The 23121-nt window shown below is 70.2% G+C and carries 19 protein-coding genes; 4 read left to right on the top strand and 15 right to left on the bottom strand.

Annotated features, from left to right (window positions below):
* Positions 1 to 33: 33 nt before the first annotated feature.
* Both ACFYPM_RS15435 and ACFYPM_RS15430 read left to right on the top strand, forming a co-directional pair.
* On the top strand, positions 34 to 696 hold the full coding sequence (locus ACFYPM_RS15435) for a hypothetical protein (protein ID WP_387196346.1): 663 nt from the start codon (positions 34 to 36) through the stop codon (positions 694 to 696).
* 339 nt (positions 697 to 1035) lie between these two features.
* A complete protein-coding gene (locus tag ACFYPM_RS15430) occupies positions 1036 to 1671 on the top strand; it encodes a class I SAM-dependent methyltransferase (RefSeq protein ID WP_387196343.1) in 636 nt (211 codons plus the stop codon).
* Positions 1672 to 1840: 169 nt separating this feature from the next.
* On the opposite strand, the gene ACFYPM_RS15425 is transcribed toward ACFYPM_RS15430, so the two are convergent.
* The gene (locus tag ACFYPM_RS15425) at positions 1841 to 3385 is read right to left on the bottom strand and encodes a non-reducing end alpha-L-arabinofuranosidase family hydrolase (RefSeq protein WP_387196340.1); all 1545 of its coding nucleotides are present in this window, start codon (positions 3383 to 3385) and stop codon (positions 1841 to 1843) included.
* A 536-nt stretch (positions 3386 to 3921) separates the two neighbouring features.
* On the bottom strand, positions 3922 to 5526 hold the full coding sequence (locus ACFYPM_RS15420; RefSeq protein WP_387196337.1) for a serine/threonine protein kinase: 1605 nt from the start codon (positions 5524 to 5526) through the stop codon (positions 3922 to 3924).
* Between the two features lie 672 nt (positions 5527 to 6198).
* On the opposite strand from ACFYPM_RS15420, the gene ACFYPM_RS15415 reads away from it, so the two are divergent.
* A complete protein-coding gene (locus ACFYPM_RS15415; RefSeq protein WP_387196334.1) occupies positions 6199 to 7353 on the top strand; it encodes a methyltransferase in 1155 nt (384 codons plus the stop codon).
* Positions 7354 to 7358: 5 nt separating this feature from the next.
* Here ACFYPM_RS15415 and ACFYPM_RS15410 read toward each other — a convergent pair whose 3' ends face one another.
* Positions 7359 to 8570: a histidine decarboxylase gene (locus tag ACFYPM_RS15410; RefSeq protein ID WP_387196331.1), complete on the bottom strand. Its 1212-nt coding sequence runs from the start codon at positions 8568 to 8570 to the stop codon at positions 7359 to 7361.
* A gap of 613 nt (positions 8571 to 9183) precedes the next feature.
* Here ACFYPM_RS15410 and ACFYPM_RS15405 point away from each other — a divergent pair.
* Positions 9184 to 9807, top strand: coding sequence for a hypothetical protein (locus ACFYPM_RS15405; protein ID WP_387196328.1), 624 nt, complete (start codon positions 9184 to 9186; stop codon positions 9805 to 9807).
* Positions 9808 to 9872: 65 nt separating this feature from the next.
* On the opposite strand, the gene ACFYPM_RS15400 is transcribed toward ACFYPM_RS15405, so the two are convergent.
* From ACFYPM_RS15400 to ACFYPM_RS15345, 12 genes are all read right to left on the bottom strand, one after another.
* Positions 9873 to 11309 (bottom strand): APC family permease, encoded by a 1437-nt coding sequence (locus tag ACFYPM_RS15400; RefSeq protein WP_387196325.1) that lies wholly within the window; start codon positions 11307 to 11309, stop codon positions 9873 to 9875.
* A gap of 267 nt (positions 11310 to 11576) precedes the next feature.
* Positions 11577 to 13097, bottom strand: a complete 1521-nt coding sequence (locus ACFYPM_RS15395; protein WP_387196322.1) for an amino acid adenylation domain-containing protein — start codon at positions 13095 to 13097, stop codon at positions 11577 to 11579.
* On the bottom strand, positions 13094 to 13963 hold the full coding sequence (locus ACFYPM_RS15390; protein WP_387196319.1) for a hypothetical protein: 870 nt from the start codon (positions 13961 to 13963) through the stop codon (positions 13094 to 13096). The genes ACFYPM_RS15395 and ACFYPM_RS15390 overlap by 4 nt, the downstream gene beginning before the upstream one ends.
* Positions 13964 to 14082: 119 nt before the next feature.
* A complete protein-coding gene (locus tag ACFYPM_RS15385) occupies positions 14083 to 15168 on the bottom strand; it encodes an acyl-CoA dehydrogenase family protein (RefSeq protein ID WP_387196316.1) in 1086 nt (361 codons plus the stop codon).
* On the bottom strand, positions 15155 to 16330 hold the full coding sequence (locus tag ACFYPM_RS15380) for an acyl-CoA dehydrogenase family protein (RefSeq protein WP_387196313.1): 1176 nt from the start codon (positions 16328 to 16330) through the stop codon (positions 15155 to 15157). Before ACFYPM_RS15380 ends, ACFYPM_RS15385 begins: the two co-directional genes overlap by 14 nt.
* Complete coding sequence (locus tag ACFYPM_RS15375; RefSeq protein ID WP_357242539.1) at positions 16327 to 16569, bottom strand: phosphopantetheine-binding protein; 243 nt, start codon at positions 16567 to 16569, stop codon at positions 16327 to 16329. Before ACFYPM_RS15375 ends, ACFYPM_RS15380 begins: the two co-directional genes overlap by 4 nt.
* A complete protein-coding gene (locus ACFYPM_RS15370) occupies positions 16566 to 17840 on the bottom strand; it encodes an alanine racemase (RefSeq protein ID WP_387196309.1) in 1275 nt (424 codons plus the stop codon). The genes ACFYPM_RS15375 and ACFYPM_RS15370 overlap by 4 nt, the downstream gene beginning before the upstream one ends.
* Positions 17833 to 19308 (bottom strand): class I adenylate-forming enzyme family protein, encoded by a 1476-nt coding sequence (locus ACFYPM_RS15365; protein WP_387196306.1) that lies wholly within the window; start codon positions 19306 to 19308, stop codon positions 17833 to 17835. Before ACFYPM_RS15365 ends, ACFYPM_RS15370 begins: the two co-directional genes overlap by 8 nt.
* Positions 19305 to 20411: an acyl carrier protein gene (locus tag ACFYPM_RS15360; protein ID WP_387196303.1), complete on the bottom strand. Its 1107-nt coding sequence runs from the start codon at positions 20409 to 20411 to the stop codon at positions 19305 to 19307. The genes ACFYPM_RS15365 and ACFYPM_RS15360 overlap by 4 nt, the downstream gene beginning before the upstream one ends.
* Positions 20408 to 20680 (bottom strand): acyl carrier protein, encoded by a 273-nt coding sequence (locus tag ACFYPM_RS15355; RefSeq protein ID WP_387196300.1) that lies wholly within the window; start codon positions 20678 to 20680, stop codon positions 20408 to 20410. Before ACFYPM_RS15355 ends, ACFYPM_RS15360 begins: the two co-directional genes overlap by 4 nt.
* Positions 20681 to 20787: 107 nt before the next feature.
* Positions 20788 to 22011, bottom strand: coding sequence for an ATP-grasp domain-containing protein (locus ACFYPM_RS15350; protein ID WP_387196297.1), 1224 nt, complete (start codon positions 22009 to 22011; stop codon positions 20788 to 20790).
* A gap of 11 nt (positions 22012 to 22022) precedes the next feature.
* Complete coding sequence (locus tag ACFYPM_RS15345; RefSeq protein WP_387196294.1) at positions 22023 to 22961, bottom strand: EamA family transporter; 939 nt, start codon at positions 22959 to 22961, stop codon at positions 22023 to 22025.
* Positions 22962 to 23121: the final 160 nt, after the last annotated feature.

The following is a 23121-nucleotide window of genomic DNA, read 5'->3' as shown; positions in this document are numbered from 1 at the left end:
AGACTGCCGCCACCGCTCGAAAGGACGACCACCTTGCGCCCCCCGCTTCGGGCCGTCGCCATGCTGGCCGCGACCGCCGCGCTGGTCGCCGCCTGCGACTCCGGCGACGACTGGTCCCAGCCGCACCCCGCACCCAGCGCCGTGGGGACTCTCGGCCCCGGATTCGTCGACCCCGCCACCACCCCCGCTCCGGAGGCGACGATCACGCCGCGACCCGGCTCGTGGGCCGGGGTCCACCCGCCGAAGGACTATCGGGTCGTCCTACTCACCGCCGGCACCGACGACCCGACCAAGGCTCTCGTGACGGCCGTGCGGGAGTGGGCCGACGACGAGGACGCGAATCTCCGGACCATCACCGTCGGCAACGCCCACGATGCCGTTTCCAGCATCGCCAGGGCCATGGAGATGAAGCCGGATCTCATCGTCAGCGCCGGCGGTGACCTCATCGACCCCCTCGCCCTGGTCACCCCGAACCACCTGGACGAGAAGTTCCTCGTGGTGGGCGCCGAACTCGCCGAGCCCACCCACAACGTCACGTCCGTCGACTGGGAGGGCGCCTCGTTCCGCGGGGAGGGGCTCGGCATGTCCTCGACGTACGACCCGAAGTCGTTCACCGGCGAGCGCTGCGCGGCAGCCATCCGGGCGGGTGTGGCGGCGGTCCTCAACGACCTGACCGGGATCGTGGTCTGGCTCTGACAGCGGTCCGCCCCGGGCCTTGATGGTTCGGGGCTCAGCGCGGAACCGGCCCACGCCACCCTCGTCGATCACCAACGCGGCCCCGCGCATCGAGGGTGACAACTGCTGCGGCTGACAGCCACCGACAGCGCCGGCAACACGGTCACGGAGACGATCCAGCGGGCCTACCGGACCGCCTGACACACCGTCCGGCCCGGGGTGGCGGCGCTTGAGCTGCGCCCCGGGCCGGGCCGCGGTGCGCCCCGGGCCGGGCCGCGGCGCGCCAGGGCGGCAACGGCACCGCCGTCGGTGATCGAGGACACGGTGCACTGGCTCGTCCGGCAGGGTGAAATCAGATGTGTGAGCAGAGCAGGCACCTCAGGTGACGCCGTGGAGTGCACTCTGCCCATCCGCCATCCGGCTTCCACCAGCGGGAACGACATTCCCCTGCCGGACGAGCCGGGGCGGACGACGACGCCCCACCGGCAGCGCTGGGCAGTGGAGACGATGACTGTCGCACCCGACGACACGGTGCTGGAGATCGGATGCGGTCGGGGAGCCGCCGTCTCCCTGGTCGCCAGCCGCCTCACGACCGGTCGGATCGTCGCCATCGATCGGGCTGCGACGATGGTGCGACTTGCCACCAACCGGAACGTTGCCCATGTCAACGCCGGCCGAGCTGACATTCGCTGTGTCGGGTTCGAGTCGGCCGACCTTGACCCACTCCGTTTCGACAAGATCTTCGCAGTGAACGTCAGCATGTTCTGGCTGGGCGACGCGACACAGCAGATCGAGCGGGTGCGGAGCCTGCTGAAGCCCGGTGGGCGGCTCTACGTCTTCGGCGAGCGACCCACGGCCGCACACGCCACAGCGAACCTCACCTCGACCACGTTGCTGCTGGAAGCCCACGGCTTCGCGACAACCACGGCGAGCACCACTCGCGGTAAGGGGCAGGTGCTCACCTGCGTGAGCGGCACACGCCGTTCCACCGAGTAGCGCGGGTGACACAGACATCTACCGCGCACGTTGTTCATCCCAGCGCGGGGAGCAGCGGCACCCCGATCGAGCCAGACCCCGCGCCTGCCCGTCGCCATCTCGCGGAAGGACCCGTGGCGGTGTCCGCCACGGGTCCTTCGTCAGCAACGAGTCAGACCTGCGTCACGACTCAGCGCTGGAGGGTCAGCAGACCCGGCCGGTACGGCAGGAGGCCGTAGGGGGCACCGTCGGAGCTGGGCGAACGACCCTGGTAGAGCAACTGCAGGTTGCACGCGTCGACGGTCATGGTCTGGTCGGCGTTGGTGCGCAGCAGCTCACCGTGGCTGATGTCGTTGGTCCAGGTGGCACCACTGTTGACCTTGGCGGCGAACGGGTTGCTCTGGGTCGCGGCCTGCGGCGTCCACGTACCGTTGAGGCTGGTGGCCGTGAACGAGCGGAAGTAGCGGCCGGTCGAACCGATCGCCTCGACGATCATGAGGTACTTGTTCAGACCCTGGAGCTTGTAGACCTGCGGGGCCTCGAACAGGTTGTTCTGCGTGTCGCTCATGATGGTCGTGTAGCTGCTGCCGAAGTTACCGGGGAAGTTCCCGATCGGCATGCTGGTCCGGTAGATCTTGCCGTTGTCGCCGGCGAAGAACAGGTACATGGTCGTGTCGTCGGCGATGACCGTCTGGTCGATCGGCCCCGTGCCCGAACCGGTGATGCTCCCGGTGAACATCGGCTGCGCCGCGGACCAGCCGTTCGGGTTGGTCGGGTTGGTCGAGGTCCGGTAGTGGAACGCCGCCCCGGCCCCCCACTGGTAGGTGAGCACCCAGATGTTCTTCGGCGCGAAGTAGAACAACGACGGCGCGACGGTCCCCGAGTTCATCCCGGTCTGGGTGGCCGAAGCCATCTGCGACCAGTTCGAGAAGAGGCTGAAGTTCATCGAACCCCAGCTGTCGCCGAAGTCGTGCGTGGTGGCGTAGACCAATTGCTGGCCGTTGAAGGGGGCCACGGTGAAGTCCTTGAGCGACACCCAACCCGACTTCGGAGTCGCCAACACGCCACTCGACGACCAGCGGTACGTCGAGGGAAGGTCGCAGACGCCGCCCGGCGGCGGGGACGACGGCGGTGGCGTGGTGGGGTTGCTCCCACCGTCGACGCGGACGAACTGCCACTGCTGGTTGGTGCCGTTCCAGTCGTCGTACTGCACGATGTTGCCACCGTCGGCGGTCGAGGCGCCCTGCACCTCCATCACCTTGTTGCTGTTGCGGTTGATCAGCCGGACGTAACCGCTGTCCGAGTCGGCCAGCCGGAACTGCTGGTTGGTGCCGTTGTTGTCAGACCACTGCACGATCGGCCCGCCGTTGGCGGTCGAGCGGCCGGAGACGTCCAGCACCTTGCCGGACAGCCGCGACTTCACCCGGTAGTACCCACCGCCGGAGTCGACGAACTGCCACTGCTGCTGGTTGCCGTTGTTGCGCGTCCACTGGGTGATCCGGGCACCGTCGGTCGTGGCCAGGTTGTACACGTCCAGGGCCTTGTTGCTGTTGCGGTTGATCAACACGTACCACGCGCTCGTGTCGACAGTCGCCGCGGCGGCGGGTGACGACACCACCGCTACGGCAGCACCGCCGACCAGTACCGCAGCCGCGCCAGCGGCGAGAACGCGGGGAAGCCACCAACGCCGCCGCGAGGGCGGTGCGATCGATGGAGACCTATCGAGGGCAGACATGATCCTCCTTCAATGACCAAAGCCGAACGGCCTGCCCGAGGGTGGGCGCACCGCGACACGTGCCCGGGCGATGCGTCGGGGAAGTTAGCGCTAACAACACGCATGCATGCCCTGGCGCACGACCGATTCGAGGGTTGACGAAGCAGGCTTCCCCGGTAAGCCATGGATGTCGTCGCCCTTAGCCATCGACTGTGAGCGATAACATGCCGTTCGTCAAGACGTAACGTGCTGGGAACATCAGGCGGTGACGGGTCGTGACCCAGGGCGAGATCGCCTCCCACCAGACCTGTGCAGGCATCCACCCCAGCTCGTCGACACCGACCGCGGCCGGAGCCCTTGAGGGGTCGGCGCGTTGGCGCTAACATCGACGGTTACCCATTATTTGGGCAACGCCAACCCGGCCCGCCGCGGTCGGCCGGACCGCCGCGGCGGCGCACCAGGCCCAGGTTCAGAAGACGTGGGTCAGGCAACGGCACACGCCGCGCGCCGACGGCTCCTGGGCCGGGGCTCAGCGACGCAAAAGGGTTACGCCCGCCTCAGACCGCGCCTCGGTCGACCAGGCTGAAGTGGGTGTCGACCGGGGCGTCACCCATGAACTCGACGTAGATCTCGCTCTTGGTCGGGCTCCACTGCACCACGCCGTACTCCTCGTTGACGATGACGTAGGCGGTGCGCCCCTTGTCGTCCTTGCCCTCAGGAGTTATCGAGAACCGGGTTGCCTTGGTCGGCCGGCACTCGGCTCCCACCAACAACTTGTTGTCGTCCCCATCTCGCTTGACCCCGAGGCACGGTCGGTGGGCGATCTCCGGGTTCAATGACTTGATCATGTAGTCGACGCCATCCGGTTCGAGCACGAAGAGCGCGTCCTTGCCGGTCCCGCCACCGACCTCCACCTCACCGTAGGACGGCAGCGACAGATCGCGGTCGATCTCCACCACGTGCACCAGGATCCGCCGCTGTCCGGTCAGGATGGCCTGGGTAGGGTCCGCGGCGGCCGACGGCGAAGCGGTCGGCGTAGCCGCTGGCGTGGACGCGGCGGCCGATGCCCCGCCCGCCGCCTGACTCCCCGCCGCCGCCGAGCCGGTCGGGGCGGATCCGGCCTGGTCGTCCAGCAGTCGCGGGCCGAACAGGAAGGCGGGCACCAGCACCGCGATCACCGCGACGACCGACCCCAGAGCGATGAGCCAACGACGCCGGCCCGAGCCCACGCGCCCGGCCGACGGCTTCGAACGCCGCCCCTGGTCGGCACCACCGTGCGCCTGTGCCGTACGCACCGTGGGCATCTCCGCCAGGCGTTGGGCCGTCTCGGCAGCACCCCGCTGATTCGCCGCGGTCAACAGTTCGTCGAGCAACTCCCGGGCGGTGGGCCGGGCAGCGGGATCCTTCTCCAGCGCCCGGGCGACCAACTCCCGCAGCGCACCACCGAGGCCGGTCAAATCCGGCGGTTGGGTGAGGATCCGCATCGCGACGGCGGTCGGGGAGTCACCACCGAACGGGTTGCGGCCGGTCGCGGCGTGAGCGACCAGGGCGCCCCAGGCGAAGATGTCCGCAGCCGGACCCACCGTGTGGCCGGACGACGCGTCGAACCGCTCCGGGGCCATGTACGAGACGGTCCCGACCATCTGGTTGGTCCGGGTGTGCTGGCTCGTCGCCTCGAAAGCTCGGGCGATGCCGAAGTCGATGACCTTGATCCCACCCGGTGCGACCAGGACGTTGGCCGGCTTCAGGTCTCGGTGGATCACCCCGGCGCCATGGATGGCGGTGAGCGCGGTTGCCACCCCGACCGCGATGCTGTGCAGTTGCGCGGCCCCCAGCGGCCCTCGATCCCTGATCACCTGGGCCAGGCTGGGACCCTCGACGTACTCCACCACCAGGTACGGCGGGTTGTGGTCCGGGTCGGCGTCCAGGACCTCGGCGGTGCAGAACGGTGGAACCTGGCGGGCGCGGTTCACCTCACTTCGGAACCGACCACGGAACTCCTCGTCATGCGAGAACTCCGGCCGGACGACCTTGACCGCCACCTGCCGACCCTGCGGAGACCGGGCCAGGAAGACAGTGCCCATGCCCCCGTCGCCGAGCCGGTCGAGCACGTCGTACCCACCGAGGCGGGCCGGGTCCCCGGGACGCATCCCGTCACTCACGCCGGATGCCCGCAGACCGCGATCACCGCGCGAACCGTTCCGCCTGTCACCCGTTCCCCTTAGGTCACTCGACTGCCGCCCGCAGCCTATCGTCCGCCCACCAAACCCTGTCGATGCCGTCCACGCCTCGGGGTGCCCCCGTCGGTGCCCTGGGCGCGGACGCCGCAGCGGGTGCGGGCGTGGTCAGGCGACAGGTCCGGCGGTGGCCCGGAAGCGTTCCCCGTGATCCCCGGCCACCGCGCCCGGTGGACGGCTTCCGATCCGCGTTGGTCGCCAGGATGCGGGTGTCGGGCCGACCCATGCCGCTGTGGGCGGCACCCGAACAGTCCACGGAAGGAGAGCGTGCTGGTCGACCAGATCACCGACCCGTGAGGTGAGCGCCCCCCGTGCGGCGAACGAGCTGACCAGCACCGCCTGGGACCCGGTCTCGGCCCAACAGCGACGGGCCTTCCTCGGCGTCGTCCCCTCGGCAGCGGGAGGCCACCCCGGCGGGAGTTCTATGATGAGGGGCCCGAGCGGGTCCGCGTTGCGCGGCTCTCGACTGATGTGACCAGGAAGGGTGACCGCGTCGGTGACACCCACCATGACTCACCGCGAGGACCCCGCGGAGGTCACGCCGGCCGTCGTCGGCCGAAGCGGTGCACCTTCCCGCGCAGACCACAAATCAGGCTCGTGACCTTCCGCTACATCGCTCGGACGGTTCGCGGGCTGGAATGGATCTCGGCCGCGGAGATCGAGCGCGACATCGCCGGCGCCACCATGATCACCATTGCGGCCAGAGAGGTGAGCTTCGAGACCGAGCGCCCCGAGCCGGCCGCCGCACGCCTCAAGACCGTCGACGACCTCTTCGTCCAGGTGGGTGAGGTCGGCGGTATCGGACACACCAAGGCGGCTCTCTCGCCACTCGCGACCCAACTGGCGCGGCTGGAGTGGAGGTCCTCGATCCCGGCCGTTACCGCGCTACGTGAACTTCCCGAGGCGCTCAGGTTCGATGTCGTCGCGAGCCTCGAAGGGCGACGGACCTACAACCGGTTCGACGTGGAGAACGGCACCGGACGTCTGCTCCAGGAGCAGCTCGGAGGCACCCACCTGCCGCGCACGGACAGCGTGCGACCCAAGGATCCCGACCTGACCGTCCGGCTGTTCCTCCGCGGGTCGACGGCTGTCGCGGCGATCCGGCTCGGGCAGCGCCCCCTGCACCGGCGAGGCTACAAGGAGGAGGCGGGACCTGGGACTCTGCACCCTCCAGTGGCCGCGATGCTGGCGATGCTGGCGGACCTCGCTGCTGGCCAGACAATGATCGACCCGTTCTGCGGAGACGGCACGATCGCCATCGAGGCTGCCCTGTTCGAAACGGGTGCCGACGTGTCCGCCAGCGACATCGACGCCACTCGGGTCGGTAACGCGCGGCGGAACGCGGAACGCGCAGGAGTGCGGGTCCGGTTCTCGGTCGCCGACGCGGGGAGATCTGCCTGGGCCCCGGGATCCATCGACGCGATGGTGACCAATCCGCCCTGGAACGTTGCGGTTTCCGGCAGCGGTGAGCTGCGCCGGTCTCTTGACCCCTTCTGGGCGCGGCTGTCCGACGCCTTCACCACGCAGGGCAGGATCTGCGCTCTGGGCGACGCCGAACTCCAGATTCCGGCCAGGATCGCAAGCCTCGGCCAGGTCGTCACCATGAGCACGCAGATCCGTCTCGCCGGGCGGATCTCCGAGGTTGTCCTGGCTCACCCTGCCGCTGCGGAGCCGTTCCACCTGCCCGCCAACCTGGCACGGTGGCGTGCGCACGCCCGGCGTGCCGGCATCGTCACCGAAGCCGGCTGGTAGGGCGATCAGGGCCGCTCGGCGCTGAGGGGAAGCTGCGCGACCGGCACGAGCCGCCGGACACCGCGGCTGGGACCGGGCTGGTCGGTGCCCTTGACGGTGGCGATGTCGGCGACGAGGGCCTCGATCTGTTGGCGGGTGACACCTGGCATGCAGATCAGGTGGCTGATGCCCCCGTCGGCATTGGAGAGCCCGTGGCGACGGGCGATTGTCAGCGGCGGGGTGGTGAAGTACACGGTGAAGGCGTGGACGTTGCGCCAGGCGGGCCAGCCGATACTGGCCAGGAGCGAGTGGGCGTAGCGGGCTGTCTCACGGGCCTGTTCGGCGCGCTCACGGTGCCCGTCCTCGCCGAACAGCCGCATCACGTACCACATCTGCACGGCGAGCTGCCCGGTGCGGGATCCGCCGATGGTGGTGTCGGTCGTGGCGGTGTAGGCGATTCGCCGGGCTGCTCGTTGTAGTGAGCGGCGGGTCAGGACCAGTCCACCGGTGATCGTGGTGCCGTAGAACTTGTGGCACGAGATGGCCACCGAGTCGATCACGGCGTCCAGGTCGAGAGCCACCGGCCGCTCCGGCAGCAGGACCAGCGGGACGCCGGCAAGCGCGCCATCGACGTGCAGGTGGTTCTTGCGGATGGCCAGGTCGGACAGGATGGAGCGGATCCGAACGGGGTCGTCGACCGCCTCCGTGACGGTCGTGCCAGCATTGGCCACGACAATGGCTGGGCGGTCCCGGCGTCGGGCGAGTTCGCCGCGCAGATCGTCATAGTCGATCTCGCCGGTGTTGTCGGTGCGGATGACCACCTCGGGCAGGCCGAACATGCCTGCCGTCTTGTTGATCCAGTAATGAGTGGCCTGGCTGTAGTAGAGCACGGGATCCGCGCCCGCGAACCTGTCGCGAGCCAGCAGGATCGCCGCCTGGTTGGCCTCGGTGCCGTCGCCGGTCAGGTAGCCCCACCGGTCACCGGTTGGAGCGCGGAACAGGTCGGCGTGCCAGTTGAGGACTTCCCGTTCGTACGCCTTCGTGTGGGCGGTGTCCGGTGCGGTCTCGGGGTCGCCGACGTTGTTGATCAACATCCGGAAGAGCGGAAGCGTTGGCCCGTAGTCGATGTCCCGTGCGGCCGGGAAGCCGATCGAGCGATCCTTCGCCAAGCTGGCGAGAAGGTTCTCGATCTGAGCGGCGAGGGAAAGATTGTCGGGGACGCTGGTGGGAACGCTCATCGCGGACCCGCCGTCGCGGCACTCACGGCATCACGGACCAGCAGACCGCATCGCTGATGGCAGGGGGTGGTCACGAGCACTCCGTTGTTAGGCAACCAAAAACACAAAGTGGACCATGATTGCGCCCGGTGGGCAACCGGTCCTATGTCGAGCATTCGGACGGACTGGTGGTGTGCGGTTGATCGCGGTGCGTGTGCGATGAGAGGCTATGGCGACGGTTTCCGGGGAGGACTACATCGTGGTGTATGACAGGCGAGCGACCCAGCCAGGGCCTCCTGAGTGGACTTCGGAGAACTGGAGGGCGTCCGCCAGTGGCGGTTGGACGACGGCAGCGCCTTGGGACCAGCAGCCGGACAACCAGACGTCGCCCTACCAGCAGGCGCCGGTGTCGGACAGCAGGCATGCCTGGGTGGCGCCGACGAGTGCCGTGCCGTCGCCGGCAGCTGAGCGGTACCCGCCGGCCTCGTGGCATGCGGCGTCTCCCGCGCAGCAGCCGCCACCCGATCCACCGCCGGCCGCGCGAGAGTCGCCCCCCGCCGCGCCGGTCAGCGATCCCGAGACTCGACGGCTCTGGGCCTCGCTGCGGTCTTCCGCGCTGAGCCGAGTCGGGTTGATGAACACCATGCACGGCCGCCACGCCTGGGCCCAGCGTCGGCGTAGCCCGTTGTGTCCGTACGGCTTCGCGTTCCTCTACGCGGTGCCGTTCCCGGGCTCCACGCCGGACCGGCCGGTCTTCGAGGTTGGAGCGGCGACGCGGCTGGACAAGGCTGGCGAGGACGTGTCAAACCTGCCCAGGTTGCTGTACGACCTGACCGAGACAGCACAGCACTACCTCGATCACGGCGGGCTGGACCCGCGTCAGCCACCGCAGATGTGCAACCGGGTGGATGAGCGGGTCAACGCCGACTCGACGTTCATCGGCATCGCGGTGAGTTCGCTCGATGGTCCGCTGGGCACCTGGGAGCAGACGATGCGGCAGGTGGAAGGCGAGGATAGGATCCCGGGACGGTTCTACATCCAGCTGATGGACCCCGAGGAGACGCGGATTCTCGTCGATCGGCCCACCGACCCGTGGAGAAAGCCGTTGATTCAGTCGACGACGCCGACGTACGAGGCGTGGCGGCCGTTGCAGAGTCACCCGGGAGACGCGCCGATCTGGAGTGGTATAGCCCAGTTGGCGACCCTGGTCCACCACGGCGCTCAGCGGATCGGAAAGGGCAGAGGCGGGGCAGCGTAGCCAGCTCGACAGAGCAAAGGCGGGGCCGCACACGCGGCCCCGCCTGCCTTGTCCCTCAAGGACACTCAGAGGGTGAGGTGGCCCAGATCCTCGTCGACCTGGCGCGTCGGGTTCGTCTCACGCACACCGACGGCGGCGAGCAGCTCAGGCCGGCGAAGCCGCAGGCTGACCGCCCACAGCACGCCGACAAGGACGAAGGCGCCGACCGTCCCGGGCACCAGCCACGCCCGATATGACCCCGGTGGCGTGCCCAGCGCGGCACTGATATTGATCAGCGTGACCAGCAGGATCACCGCGATGGCGATGCCGCCGAGCGTCGGTGCGATCTTCCGCGCCCACAGCGACTCGTTGCGCCCACCGCCCCCGGCGAAGAAGCGAACGGTGGCGAGTGAGCTCACCGCCATCAACAACATCAGACTCACCGCAGCGATGTTGGAAAGCCAGGTGAACATGGTCAGCGCCTCGGCGCCACTCATCACGAACAGCAGAAGGACGATCAGCGCGGTGATCGACTGAGCGACCGATCCGCCCTGCGGCGCACCGGAGCCGCCCTCACGGATCGTCGCCAGACGCGCTGGTAGCAGACGGTCCTTGCCCAGCGTGAACACGTACCTCGCCACACTGTTGTGGAAACTGATCATCGCCGCGAGGACGCTGCTGATCAGCAGCAGGTTGCCCAGCGCCACGAGCAGCACGCCGGCCGTGCCAGCGCGGGAGGTGGAGAAGACCTCGAACGGCAGCGGCACCGACGGGTCGCGGGCCAGATCAGCGACCTGGTCCGCGCCCACCGTGGCCACCATCGCCCACGCGCACAGGGCGTAGAGCAGGCCCAGGCCGAGGATCCCGCAGAAGATGCTGCGGGACACCGCCCGCGGTGAGCGGGCCTCGGCGCCGTAAGCGGCAGGGGTTTCGGTGCCGAAGAACGCGGCGATACCCAGCGGCAGGACCGCGAGGCCGGCCACCACCCCGCCGCCGAACAGCTGCGTCGGGTTCAACGCCTCGAACGTCAGCTGACCACCCGCCGGGTGAGCCAGCCCCATCAGCACGAAGACGAGCAGCAGCACGACCTCGACGACCAGGATGGTTCCGAACATGGCGGTGCTGATGCCGGTGCGTTGCATACCGAATGTCGCGACGATCGCCCAGGCGAGAAGAGCCCAGGCCCACCACGGGCCGCCGATCAGTCCACTTGCTACCGAACCGAGCAGGCCGTACAGCGAGATCTGGATGGTGTTGTAGGCCAGCAGCACGACTGGCGCACCGGCGACGCCGACCGGCCGGGACAGCCCGGCGGCGAGGGCGGTGTAGAAGATCCCGCTGGGCGGCACATACCTGGCGATGGCGATATATCCCGGCGCCCAGAGGAGCATCACGACGGTCAGGAGCAGGAAACTGCTGGCCACGCCGGTGTTGCCGGTGGCCGCATAGGTGGCCACGATGCCGCCGACGAGCACGGCCATCGGGGACGATGCGGTCGCGCCGAATGTGACGAGCGAACTCATCCGCAGTGTCTTGCGTGCCAGCCCTCGCTCGGCGGACACCGTCAGGGGGGTCACAGGGGACGTGACCATAACTCAACCTCCCCAGGTCTAAGGCAAATCGGTCAGGCGACGGGACTCGATGACCTTACAGGTGATTTCACCGTCACAGCGAGCAGCGAAGCGTAGATGTGATCACTCAACGGAGGCCGGCGTCGCGCCGTGTGTGTCCACGGTGCAGCCCTCGGTCGCAGCGCGTCGCTGACCACCGCGCGGGGCGGTGCCGGCTACCTACCGGTCACCTGATCGCAGGACTTCGCCGAGCAGAATCCGGTCGATCTTGCCGTGGGTCGTGAGCGGCAGGGCCTCGAACCGCGTGACCCGGCGGGGCACCATGAACGGGGCAAGCGTGGACCGCAGCAAGGCCAGCAGCTTCTCCTCGTCGTTCACCGTTCCCTCGTAGGCGAGGTGCAGATCCACACCACCCGCCGGCACCGCGAGGGCCAGGGCGACCGCCTCGGCGACCTCCGGGTGCCGCCGGGCGACCGCCTCGATCTCGCCGAGTTCGACGCGGTATCCGGACACCTTCACCTGGTGGTCCAGCCGGCCGAGGTGGATCAGCCGGCCGTTCTCGTGGCGGACCCGGTCCCCGGTCCGGTACCAGTCGGAGCCGGACGGTGGGCCGTGGCGGAGCCGGTAACGGCCGGGGGCGCCGGTGACGAACCGGTCGCTGTCGTCCGCCGGATCGAGATAGCCCGGGAACCGCTGCGGACCCCGGACGCACAGCTCTCCCTCGGCCGTGGGGCGCAGGTTTTCGTCGAGCAGCAGCCAGTCGACCGCCGGGTAGGGCTCCCCGATGGGCACGGTGCCGTTCGTGGTGGCAGGCCAGTCGGCGGGCGATACCGGCAGGCGGTAGCCGGTGCAGGTGACGGTGAGTTCGGTGGGTCCGTACATGTTCTCGATAACGCTGTTCGGGGCGGCCGCCTGCCAGTCGGACGCGGCGTCGACGGTCAGCGGCTCGCCGCAGAACATGCTCCATCGCAACGTCGGCATCCGGGCCGGACCCAACTGCCGTAGCCGCCGCGCGATGGCGATCACCGACGGCACCGAGCTCCAATGGGTGATCTCGCGTTGCCGGACGAACCGGACCGCCGCCATCAGGTCGGCCGGTTGCGGCACCACCACTGTCGCTCCGGCGCCCCAGCTGGCGAAGAGGTCGAAGATCGACGGGTCGAAGGTGAGATCGAACGTCTGCGACACCCGGGCGTCGCTGGTCAGCGCCGCGCGTCCGGTCACGGCCCGCAGAAAGGCGAGCGCGTTGGCATGGGTGACCGGCACACCCTTCGGCGTCCCGGTCGACCCGGAGGTGAACATGATGTACGCCGGACCGGCCGCGTCCCCGCGGTCTGCGGGCCTACCGTCGCCCGGTGGGAGCGCGGCGAGGGCGCGATCGTCGACCGGAAGCACCGGCACCGCACCGACGCTGCCGTCGGCGTCGGTGAGGACCAGGTCCAGGTCGGCCGCCGCGGCGACGGCTGCGGTCCGCGCGGGCGGATACGCCGGATTGAGCGGTACGACCGTGGCGCCCAGCCGATACGCGGCGAGATATCCGGCGTACGCACCGGCGCTGCGTGCCGCGAGCAGCCCCAGCCGGCGCGGGGGCTGTCCGAGCCGGTGGATCACCGCGGCGGCGACCCGGCCCGCGAGAGCGTCGAGATCCCCGTACCGGAGCTGACTGGCTCCGAGATCCAGCGCGATCCGGTCCCGATGCCGGGCGGCGGACTCGGCGAACCAGTCGTACAGGGTGTTCACGCGGTTGCCCCCTCGGTGCTGACCCGGTCGAACGCAGCCCGGACCACACCCGGCCGGGGCCGCCCACGGCCGGCCGACTCCACGGCGAACCGCAGAGCCCGCGGCAGGTCCTCCCAGGCGGACACGGCGGCTGCGGCCACCGCCGGGTCGGTCAGCCCGGCGGCCGACCGGACCCGGTGGCGGAACACCTGGTGCCGGCTCGCCGCCCACAGGTCGTCGGCCAGTGCGGCGAGCCTTGCCGGGCCCTCGACCGCCGCGGCGAGGTGCGTCACGGCGGCCGAGCCGGTGAGCCATCCCGGCTCCACGGGAGGACGCACCGCAGCGGTACGGGCCAGCCAGCGGTACTGCGACGGCGGTGGCACCTCGACGGGCTCGCCGAGGGCGTGCCGATCGCGGTTGGCGACCTCACCGGACTCTCTGGTGACCGGCGTGAGCAGCACCCGCAGCTCGTCCTCGGTGACCGGCCCGTGGTACGGCCGATGCTCACCATGCGGCGTCGTCGCGGCGAAGTGGTCCTCCACCTGCCAGCGGCCTTCGGGGCGGCCGGTCAGCAGCACCCAGTGCGGGGTCGCGCGGCGCTGGTAGTCGGGAGACCAGGGCAGCTGTTCGGTGTTCGCGACCGCCAGGACCGCGCCATGGGTCTCCAGCTCGGCGGCGATCCCGGCCGTGGCCTGCGCCCATCGGCCGGTCCCGAGATATCCCAGGCTGCCACCGTCGATACGGCCGTGATGCGACAGGGCCGTCGTCGCGGGGAGGACCGCGAGACGTACCGCGTCGGCCAACTCGGACCGCAGGTGCGGCCGCCCGGGTGACAGGTAGGCGGCCAGGTTGCTGGTGTAGCAGCTCAGATCCGCCCAGTTCGTCATCGTTACCCCGTCCCGTGGGCCACGGCCAGCGGAACCTCCGACAGCTCGCGCAGGCAGGTCCGGTGCGGAAGGGTACGACCCACACGCCGCCCACACGTCCGTGTCCACCTCGACCACCGTCACCAGGCGAGACCGTGCAGGAGGTCATCGACGCGGTCGGCGAGCAGCTCACGAGCCACCTCGCCGACACCGCCACCGATGCCGAACACCGCCGCCTCCGTGCGCAGCCGCTGGACGCCGCCGTCGAGGAACCCGGCCGCGCCGTGCAGGCGAGCGCATTCACCGAGCACGTGGTCGACGGTGTCGGCGCTGGCGATCTTGACGCGGGCCGCGGCTGCGGAATCGTGGCGCTCGGCAACCCACGGGCCGGCGGTCACGCACACCGCGCGGAGTTCGTGGACGCGGGCCAGGCATCCGGCCACGTTCCGCCGTACGCCCGGGTCCTGCCAGAGCGAGGTGCCGCCGTCGTCGGGCCGGCGCAGGCGTTCCACGGTGTCGGCCAGCACCCGCCGGCACAGGGCGACCGCCCACAGACCACCGGCCAGCCGCTCGGTGGCGATGTGCCGGGCGAACAGGGCCATCCCCCGGCCACGGCCGCCGATGACGGCGGTGGCGGGGAGCTGTACGCCGGTGAACGTCACGTCGCCGAGCCCGGCCCCGTCGAACAACTCGGTACGGGTCGGGGTCACGGTCACACCGGGTGCGTCGGCCGGAACCAGCACGAAGCTGAAGCTGGTGAAGTGTCGGCCCTCGTCGTGGCGGGCCAGCACGAGGAACGCGTCGGCGGTACGCGCGTTGGTGATCCATCGTTTCGCGCCGGTCAGGGTGAGCCGGTCGCCGTCGATCCGGTAGCCGCTGCCCAGCGAGCTGAGCTGCGAACCTCGGCCGCTGTCGGTGGCGGCGAGCGCCAGCACCGCCCGCCCGGCGGTCACCTCGGCCGTCAGCGGATGGTCCGGCAGGGCCGTACGCAGCAGCGGCAGTGCCGCCGCGACCTGCACGCAGACGCCCAGCGTGACCCCGATCGGCTGGGACGCGTCCACCGCGGCCAGCAGCCGGCCGAGCCGTTCCGAATTGACGCGTCCGCCCGGCTCGTACAGTGCCGCGATCAGGCCGGACGCCCCCAGAGCCGACCACACCGGGCGCTCTCCGGTGAGCGCCCGGGCCACCGCGTCCCCGGCCCCTGGCGTCCGGTCACCCACCGACATGGGTGACTTTCCGATCGAGCAGCACGTGCCGTCCGTCGGCAAGGTCGAGACGGTCGTTGTGGTAGTTGAGCGCCGCCGACCGCAGATCCCGCAGGACCCGTTCGAGGTAGGTGTCCGAGTCCTTGAAGTAGCCGTGGCGCAACCCGACCGCGTCGACGAGTTCCTCGACGGCCTGCCGGCACGACTCCGCCGCGGTCACCTTCAGGCCGTTGAGCAGCATCTGCACCGGCGCGGCCGACAGGTCACCGCCGTCCTCGACGATGTGCTGGGTGTGCCGCAGCAGCGCGTGGACGGCGTCGATCCGATGGCGGGCCCGTGCCAGCCGGGTCAGGAGCAGCTCGGACCGGTGGTCGAATCGTTGCCGGCCGTCGGGGCTGCGCAGCAGCGTCGCCACCCGGGACAGCGCCCCGGCGGCGGCACCCAGCCAGCAGGCGGCCCAGCCGAGGTGGGCCAGCGGCGAGAACAGGGCCAGCGAGATCTCCCGGAACCCGTGCTCCGCGCCGATCAACTGGTGGCGGGGGACCGTGCCGGTGAGCCGTAGCGCCACACTGTGGCTGGCCCGCATGCCCATCGGTTGCCACTGGCCCGACTCGGTGATCCGCAGTTGCTCGCGCTCGGCGTAGACGAGGCAGACCTGTCCGGGTGCGTCCGTGCCGGGGCTGCCCATGGTGATGAGGAAGCCGTCGGCGTGGGCGCCGCCGGTGACGATCGGCGCGAACCGCTCGATCAGCAGCCCCTCCCCGGTGTCCCGCAGCGGCGCGCTCGCGGAGAGCAGGTGACCACCGGTGCCCGCGGCGGTGGTGACCGACGCCAGATAGCGTTCGCCCGCGGCGACGCGCGGCAGAAGAGTGGCCCGCAGCTCGTCGCCGCCATACCTGACGACGGTGGCGACCTGCTGGCAGTGCATCGCGAAGATCAGCGCCACCGACAGGTCGGCGCGGGCCAGCGACTCGGCACAGTCGATCAGTTCTGCCGGGCCGCCGCCCAGCCCGCCGTACGCGGCCGGCACGACCAACGCCAGCAGCCCGGACGCGCGCAGTTCGGCCAGCGCCTCGGTGGGGAAGAGCGCCTCGTCGTCGGTACGCCGCGCATGTTCCCGGGCCACCGCCGTGACCCGTTCCACCCGGCCGGCCAGGTCGACGGCCGTGGCGACCGCCGTCATGGGGCGTCACCGCGAGCGGTACGCACGGCCGCCCAGAGGCTTCCGGCAGTGGCGAACGTGCTCTCGGTCAACGCCTCGTCGGGAAGGCTGACACCGAAGTCGTCCTCGATGGCGAAGAGCAGCTCGATCGACTGCATCGAGTCCAGGCCCAGATCGTGAAGTACGGCGTCGTCGGTGATCTGGTCGGGGGTGGCGTACTTGAGGAAACGCGACAGCAGCGCGACGAACTCCGGATTCACAGCGGCTCTCCCAGGGAGATCGGGGTACGGACCAGGCTCATCCGGGACACGTGCCAGGTGGCCGGGTCCGGGGCGGTGGAGTCGAGAACCACCTCGGCCGGCAGCGGATGGCCCAGGAAGGCGAGCAGGCTCGCGTCCAGGCCGTAGGCGCCGACGTTGGGTACGGCCAGCAGGTCGCCGGGTTCGAGTCGGGGCAGTTCGACGCCCCGCGCCCAGACGTCCAGCGGGGTGCACAGCGGACCGCACACCGTGGTCGGCACCGTGTCCGCCGCAGGCGCCGCCGCGTCGGCCGGGATCAGGCTCGGCACCAGCGGTGGAAGGCGGCGCAGCCCCGACAGACCGCCGAGGTGGTTGATGCCGGACTCGAGGACGACCAGATTGCTGCCGTGCGACGGTTTCGCGTCGAGGACCCGGGTGAGCAGGGTACCGGCGGTACCGACGAGGTAGCGGCCCGATTCGAAGGTGATCCGGGGCCGGCCGTCCCGCCAGTGCGGTACCTCCGTGTCCAGCAGGGCGGTGAGCGGTTCACGTAGCCCGGACAGGTCGAGGCGACCGCCGGCCCGGGCGAACGGCGCACCGAATCCGCCGCCGAGATCGAGCACGTCCAGGCGTACGCCCTGGGCGCGCAGCACCTCGCGCAGGTCGGCGGCGGTCCGCAGGCTGCTGGTGAACTGGGCGAGCAGATCGTCCACGGTGGTCAGGTTGGTGCCCATGTAGAGGTGCAGTCCGGTCACGGTCACGTGCGGCCGGTGCCCGAACCGTTGCGGGGCGGTCGCGACCCAGCGGGCATCGGCACCGAACGGCGACGACACCCCGGTCATGGTCAGGCCGGGCCGGGACGCGGGCGCGTCGGCGTTGATCCGCAGCAGGCACCACACCGGCACACCGGCCGCTTCCGCGCAACGGTTCAGCTGGTTGAGGGCGTGCGGCGAGTCCACCGAGAAGTGCCGCACTCCGGCGGCAAGTGCGGTGCGCAGATCGAGGTCGCGTTTGCCGGGTCCGGCGTACAGGATGGTGTCGGGGTCCCAGCCGGCCGCCAGAGCGGCGGTGAGTTCGCCCGGGGAGCAGACCTCGGCGCGGCTGCCGGCGTGGTGCAGCGCCCGCAGCAGTTCCGGGTGACGGTTGGCCTTCACCGAGTAGTACGTTTCAGTCCGCTCGGGCAGGGCGGTGCGCAGGGCGGCGAGGTTGTCCCGCGCGGCTGCCAGGTCGTACACGTAAGCCGGGGTTCCGGCCGAGGCCGCGACGTGCCGGGCCAGCGCGGGATCAAGCATGGCCGGCCACCAGGGTGGTCAGAGCCTTGCGGTCGATCTTGCCATTGCTGGTCAGCGGCAGACCGTCGACGACCACACACCGTTGCGGGATCTTGAACACCTCGAGATGGTCACGCAGCCGGTCCAGCACCGTCTCCGGGGCCAACTCCGTGACGGCGACCAGCACCGACCACACGCCGTCGCGGGGTGGCAGGACCGCGACGGACGTGACCCGCGGTATCCGGCGAGCCGCGGCCTCCACCTCGGTGGCGCTCACCCGGTATCCGCGTTCCTTGTAGATGTCGTCGGTACGACCGTCGACGTAGACCCATCCCCCGGGGTCCACCCGACCCTGGTCGCCGGTGCGCAGCCGGGTGGTGAGGCACTCCTCCACCCGGAACCGGTCGGCGGTCAGCTCCGGACGCCGCCAGTAGCCGGACATCACATGCGGACCACGGACCACCAGCTCACCGACAGCGCCGTCGGGCAGACGACGTCCCTGGCCGTCGATGGCGAACACCTCCGTCCCGGCCAGCGGCCGGCCGCTCGACCCGGGCCGCTCCCGATCACCGTCCGGGGGCATGATGGCGACCCGCTTGCACTCGGTCAGGCCGTACATCACCTGGGTCCGCAGCTGCGGCATCCGGGACCGCAGCGTCTGCAGCAGGTCCGCGGGCATCGCCGCGCCGGTGGTGGTGAGCAGCCGCAACGTGGGCGGCTCACCGCCACGGCCCAGCAGCCGGGCCAGCATCTCGGCCGCCGACGGGACTGCCGCGAACACGGTCGCGCCGGTCGCGGCGAGCGCCGCCGACAGGCCGGGGCCGGTCGCCGTCAGACCGGCCAGGTGTATCCGGGCGCCGCTGAGCGCACCGAGGAAGAGCTGGTACAGCCCGTAGTCGAAGGAGACCGGTGATGGGCAGAACACCACGTCGCCGCGGCGGTAGCCGACGGCCTCCTGGATGGCCGCGACGGCGAACAGCATCTGCTGGTGGGTGGTGACCACCGCGTTGGGCCGAGCCGTGGAACCGGAGGTGTAGACCAGACACACCGGGTCCACGGTCAGCGGCGCACCACCCGGCGGCAAGCCGTCCAGCGGTGCCCCCGCAGCCAGTCCGCTCAGGTCGCCCGCCGCAGACCCGGCCTCGACCGCCGAGGCTCTGACCTCAGCGTCGTCGCTGAGGACCAGGGCCGGTTCGCAGTCCTCGAGCACATGCCGCAGCGGATCACCGCGGAGTTGTTCGTGCAGGACGACGAAGACGACACCGACGCGGGCCGCGGCGTACAGGACGGCGGGCAGGACCACCGACGGCGGTGACACGATCACCAGCCGGTCACCGCGGCGCAGGCCGGCCTGGAGCAGCCCGGCCGCGATCCGGCGACCCGATGTCACCACCTGGGCGAAGGTGGCCCGGTCCGCGCCTACGGTGACGGCCACGTCGTCGGGGGCACGCCGGGCCGCCGTGTCGAAGAGTTCGTGCAGCAGGGTCATGGGGCGCCGGTCCCGGCGCGGGCGACGATCCGGCACAGGCCGTCGAGGTCCTGCAGGTTCTCCGGTACGAGATCGTCGGCGGACAGTTCCACACCGACCACCCGTTCCACCAGCTCGACGATCTCGACGATCCGCAACGAGCCGTACTCGGGAGAGGCGTCGAACCGGGCACCACCCAGCACCGCGGGCACGGGCAGGCCGAGGACGGACGCGGCAGCCTCGGCGACGTGCTGCCGCCACGGCTGCCCGCCGGCCGTCGGTACGGCGAAGAGCACCTGGTCCCGGTGCAGCAGGTCACCGAGTCGCCGCAGCGGGGCTTCCGGCGCGGGCCGGCCGCGCTGCACCATCCGCCACGCGACGTAGGTCTGCTGAACCAGCCCCTGCCAGGCCCCGAGATGTTCCTGGAGCTCCAGGTCGCGGTAGGCGGCGTGCAGCAGCCGGGACCGGGCAAGCAGCCAGGTCTGCAGGGGCAGGCGGGCGAACGCGGCAGCCGGGTCCGGGGCGTCGGCGTACGCGGCCAGGTATTCGGTCGGGTCGTCGAACTCGACTGCCGGCCGCGGTTCGGGCAGCGCCGCCGTGCCGAAGCTGATCACGTCGGCGGTGTCGCCGAGTGCCGCGATCAGGTCCTTCTCGCTCAGGTCCCAGTGTCCCGGCACCGCCGGCCCCCACCGGGTGTCGTTGCGGTAGGCGTCCCAGACACGTACGCCGTCGTCGTGGGAGTGCACGAGGAAGCTGTGCCGCAGGTGCTCCTGCCCGGCGTAGGGAAGCCACGGCAGGTGGTAGGCGTCGGCGACGACGTAGAGGGGCTCGCGCCGGGCGATCAACCCGGGCACCCGGCCCGCCGGGCAGGCGTCCCAGCGCTCGTCCAGTCCGAGTCCGAGGAGCCCGGCCGAGTGCTCCACCTGGTCGGCCACGACGGGTTCGACGGTCCACCAACCGTCGTCGAGTCGGGGTCGGAAGGCGAGCCGGGCGCCGAGCCGCAGATGGGTGCCGAGACCGTGTCGCACGTCGGCCAACAGTGCGAGGTTGACCTGTACGCAGTCGAACAGGTCGGCGGGCAGCGCATCGAGGGCCGCGCCGAGATCGGCGGCCGGGCCACTCATCGGGCGGTCCGCTGCACGAGGTCGACCAGGTCGCCGACGGTGCGCGGCAGGGAGGCGGAGAACAGGTCGTCGGGCAGCGTGACACCGAGCTCTTCTTCGATCTTGATCAGTACGGCGAGCAGGCCCAGCGAGGTGACGTCCAGCAACGGCCCGGCGAGCGGCTCTGCCTCGGTGATCCGACCGGTGCTGATCGTCAGCTGGGACTGTGCGATGACGAGCCGTTTCACGGTGTCCGCAACGGTGTCGCGGTCGGCGGTTCCGGTGGGCACTCTGTCGCTCCTTCCCGAGTGGATGGTGGTGCCGGATCGGGCCGACGGGCACGTCCGTACCTCACCCCGGCGTCGTGCTGTGCCCAGGCGAGGCGGGGACGGGTGGATCAGTCGCCGTAGAGGCCGGCGACTTCCAGCGAGCGCAGCCGGTCGGAGTCGGCGATGACCTGCTGCCGGTCCGGGGCACACAGGTACAGCGTGCCCGGGCAGGTGGCCATGTCGGTGGTGGGCGACAGGAGGGTGCCCTCCGCAATGTTGAGCACCAGGCTGTCGAAGGACGGAAGCGCCCGGACAGCCGCCCAGGCGTCGGCACCCGGCATGACGCCGTCGCGCTCGGTGATCAGGTTGACGCAGCGAAGGTAGGCGTCGAGCTGATAACCGCTGGTCCCCTGACGCGTGAACACCTCGGGGTCGGCGATCGCCAGGGCCAGGCTGTCGACCTGGTTGGTGCCTGTGCAACGGGTCAGCAGTTCCGGCATCTGCCCGCCACCGAGGCGGGCTCCGCACTCGACCAGCACCGGTCCGGACGCGGTCAGCATGACCTCGGTGTGTCCTGCGCCGGTACGGATCTCGAGCGCGTCCAGAACCGCCAGGGTGTAGTCGGCGATCTGGCGGGTGGCAGGGTCGTCCCAGGCCAGCAGGTCCTCGTAGTCGTAGATCGTCCGGCCGCCCGTGGAGCGCTTGTGATAGCGCCAGACCTCCACGATCCGGTGCACGCCGGCCCGGCTGACCGAGTTGACGTAGTACTCGGTGCCGGCCAGGAACTGTTGCACCAGAACGATGCGGTTCTGCCGGCCGTACCGGTCGATGTTGCCGGTGATCCGCGCGTACGCGTCCCTGATCTCCTCGGCGGAGTGGCAGACGTAGACGTTGTCCCCGCCCGCGCTGGACGGCGGCTTGAGGACCACCGGCCATTGCCCACGCTCACCCGCCCAGCCGAGAATCGCGTCGACCGACTCGGACCGGAAGCCGTCGGCGGCGGCCAGGCCGGCGTCCCGGATCGCCTGGTGCATGGCGAACTTGTCGCGCCGCGCCAGGGGGTTCCGCATACCGTTGCCCGGTGTGCCCAGGGCGGCCGACAACTGGTCGGCCAGCAGCACCCCGGACTCGGCGCCGGCCACGACGATGCCGACGCCGTGCTCCCGCATCCGGGCGACGGTGGCGTCGAGGTCGCCCTCGTGCTTCAGGTCGACAGTGAACTCCTCCGGCCGGTAGCTGAGCCGCCAGTCGGGCGCGTCCGAGCGGATGTGGATGAATTCCATGCCGTGCCGCAGCAACGCGGCCGGCAGGTGCCGGCCCGCGCCGTACGCGTCGACGATGGCGCATTTCATGGAGGACTCCTTCATCGGCGGTCTCCGACGGTGTCGTAGGCCGACGGCATGGTCGCGGCTTCCAGTCGGCTGTCGTGGCGTGCCCGGGCCAGGGTCCCGGCGGTCGCAAGTGCCACGATGCCCACGATTCCCACGATGGTCAGCGAGGAGGGCTGCAAGCGCCCGTCCAGGAATTGCATGAAGTAGGCGAAGATCGGTGACAGCGAGACGATCAGTGCCGTGGTGATGGGCTCGGTGTGCCTGATTCCGATCTGTAGTACGTAGATCGGGAGCCCGATGCCGATGACGGCCACCACTGCGCCGGGCACGAGCGCGGCGCTCACCTCTTCCAGCGAACTCGTCGCGGTCATCGCCCACCCGATCGCGATCATCAGGAAGAACCGCACCGCCAGCACTTCCTGCGGGCTACGACCGCGATCACTGAGCCGCTTCATGTAGGTGATGTTGGCCGCCGATCCGATCGCACACACCACCGAGAAGAAGAGTCCCCAGGCGGCGGTGCTCTCGCCGATGTCCCCGACGGCGGTCTCACCGGTGAAGGAGCCCCACACCAGGACGCTGAGGAACACGAAGATCCCCAACGCGACCACGACCTCCGCGGCGATGACGGACGCTCCCCGGCGCAGGATCGCCCCGGTCACAAGGATGAACACCGGACCGAGCGCCAGCCCGACCACGTTCACGACCGCGGGCTCCAGGTTGCGCAGGGCGTAGAAGGTGGCGAGCCACGTCACGGCGGTGGTGATGTTGATGGCGATGACGTCGTGGCGTGACTCACGCAGCATGGTCAGGAACGCGGTGCCGTTACGCGCCAACTCCAGGACGAGGAAGAAGACCGCCGTCAGTGTGAAGGAGACCGCGGTGAGGCTCTCCGGACTGACCACCTGGAGCCGGTTGCTGCCGTACACGTCCATCGCGGCGGTCAATGCGGCGAAGATCAGTAGCGGCACAATGCCGCGCCGAATCGTCGCCGATTGCCTGGTCCCCGACTGTTGCGCCATCTCCTGGCCTCCCCGTAACCGGCTGTGAACCGCGCCAGACCGACCGAAGTGTACTTACCCCGGTACGTAATGAGGCGACCGAATTCCAACCATGTACTAGATCATCGGC

The organism is Micromonospora sp. NPDC005203, from assembly GCF_042872705.1.
GTDB lineage: Bacteria > Actinomycetota > Actinomycetes > Mycobacteriales > Micromonosporaceae > Micromonospora.
This window is presented reverse-complemented; position numbering and strand designations above follow the sequence as displayed.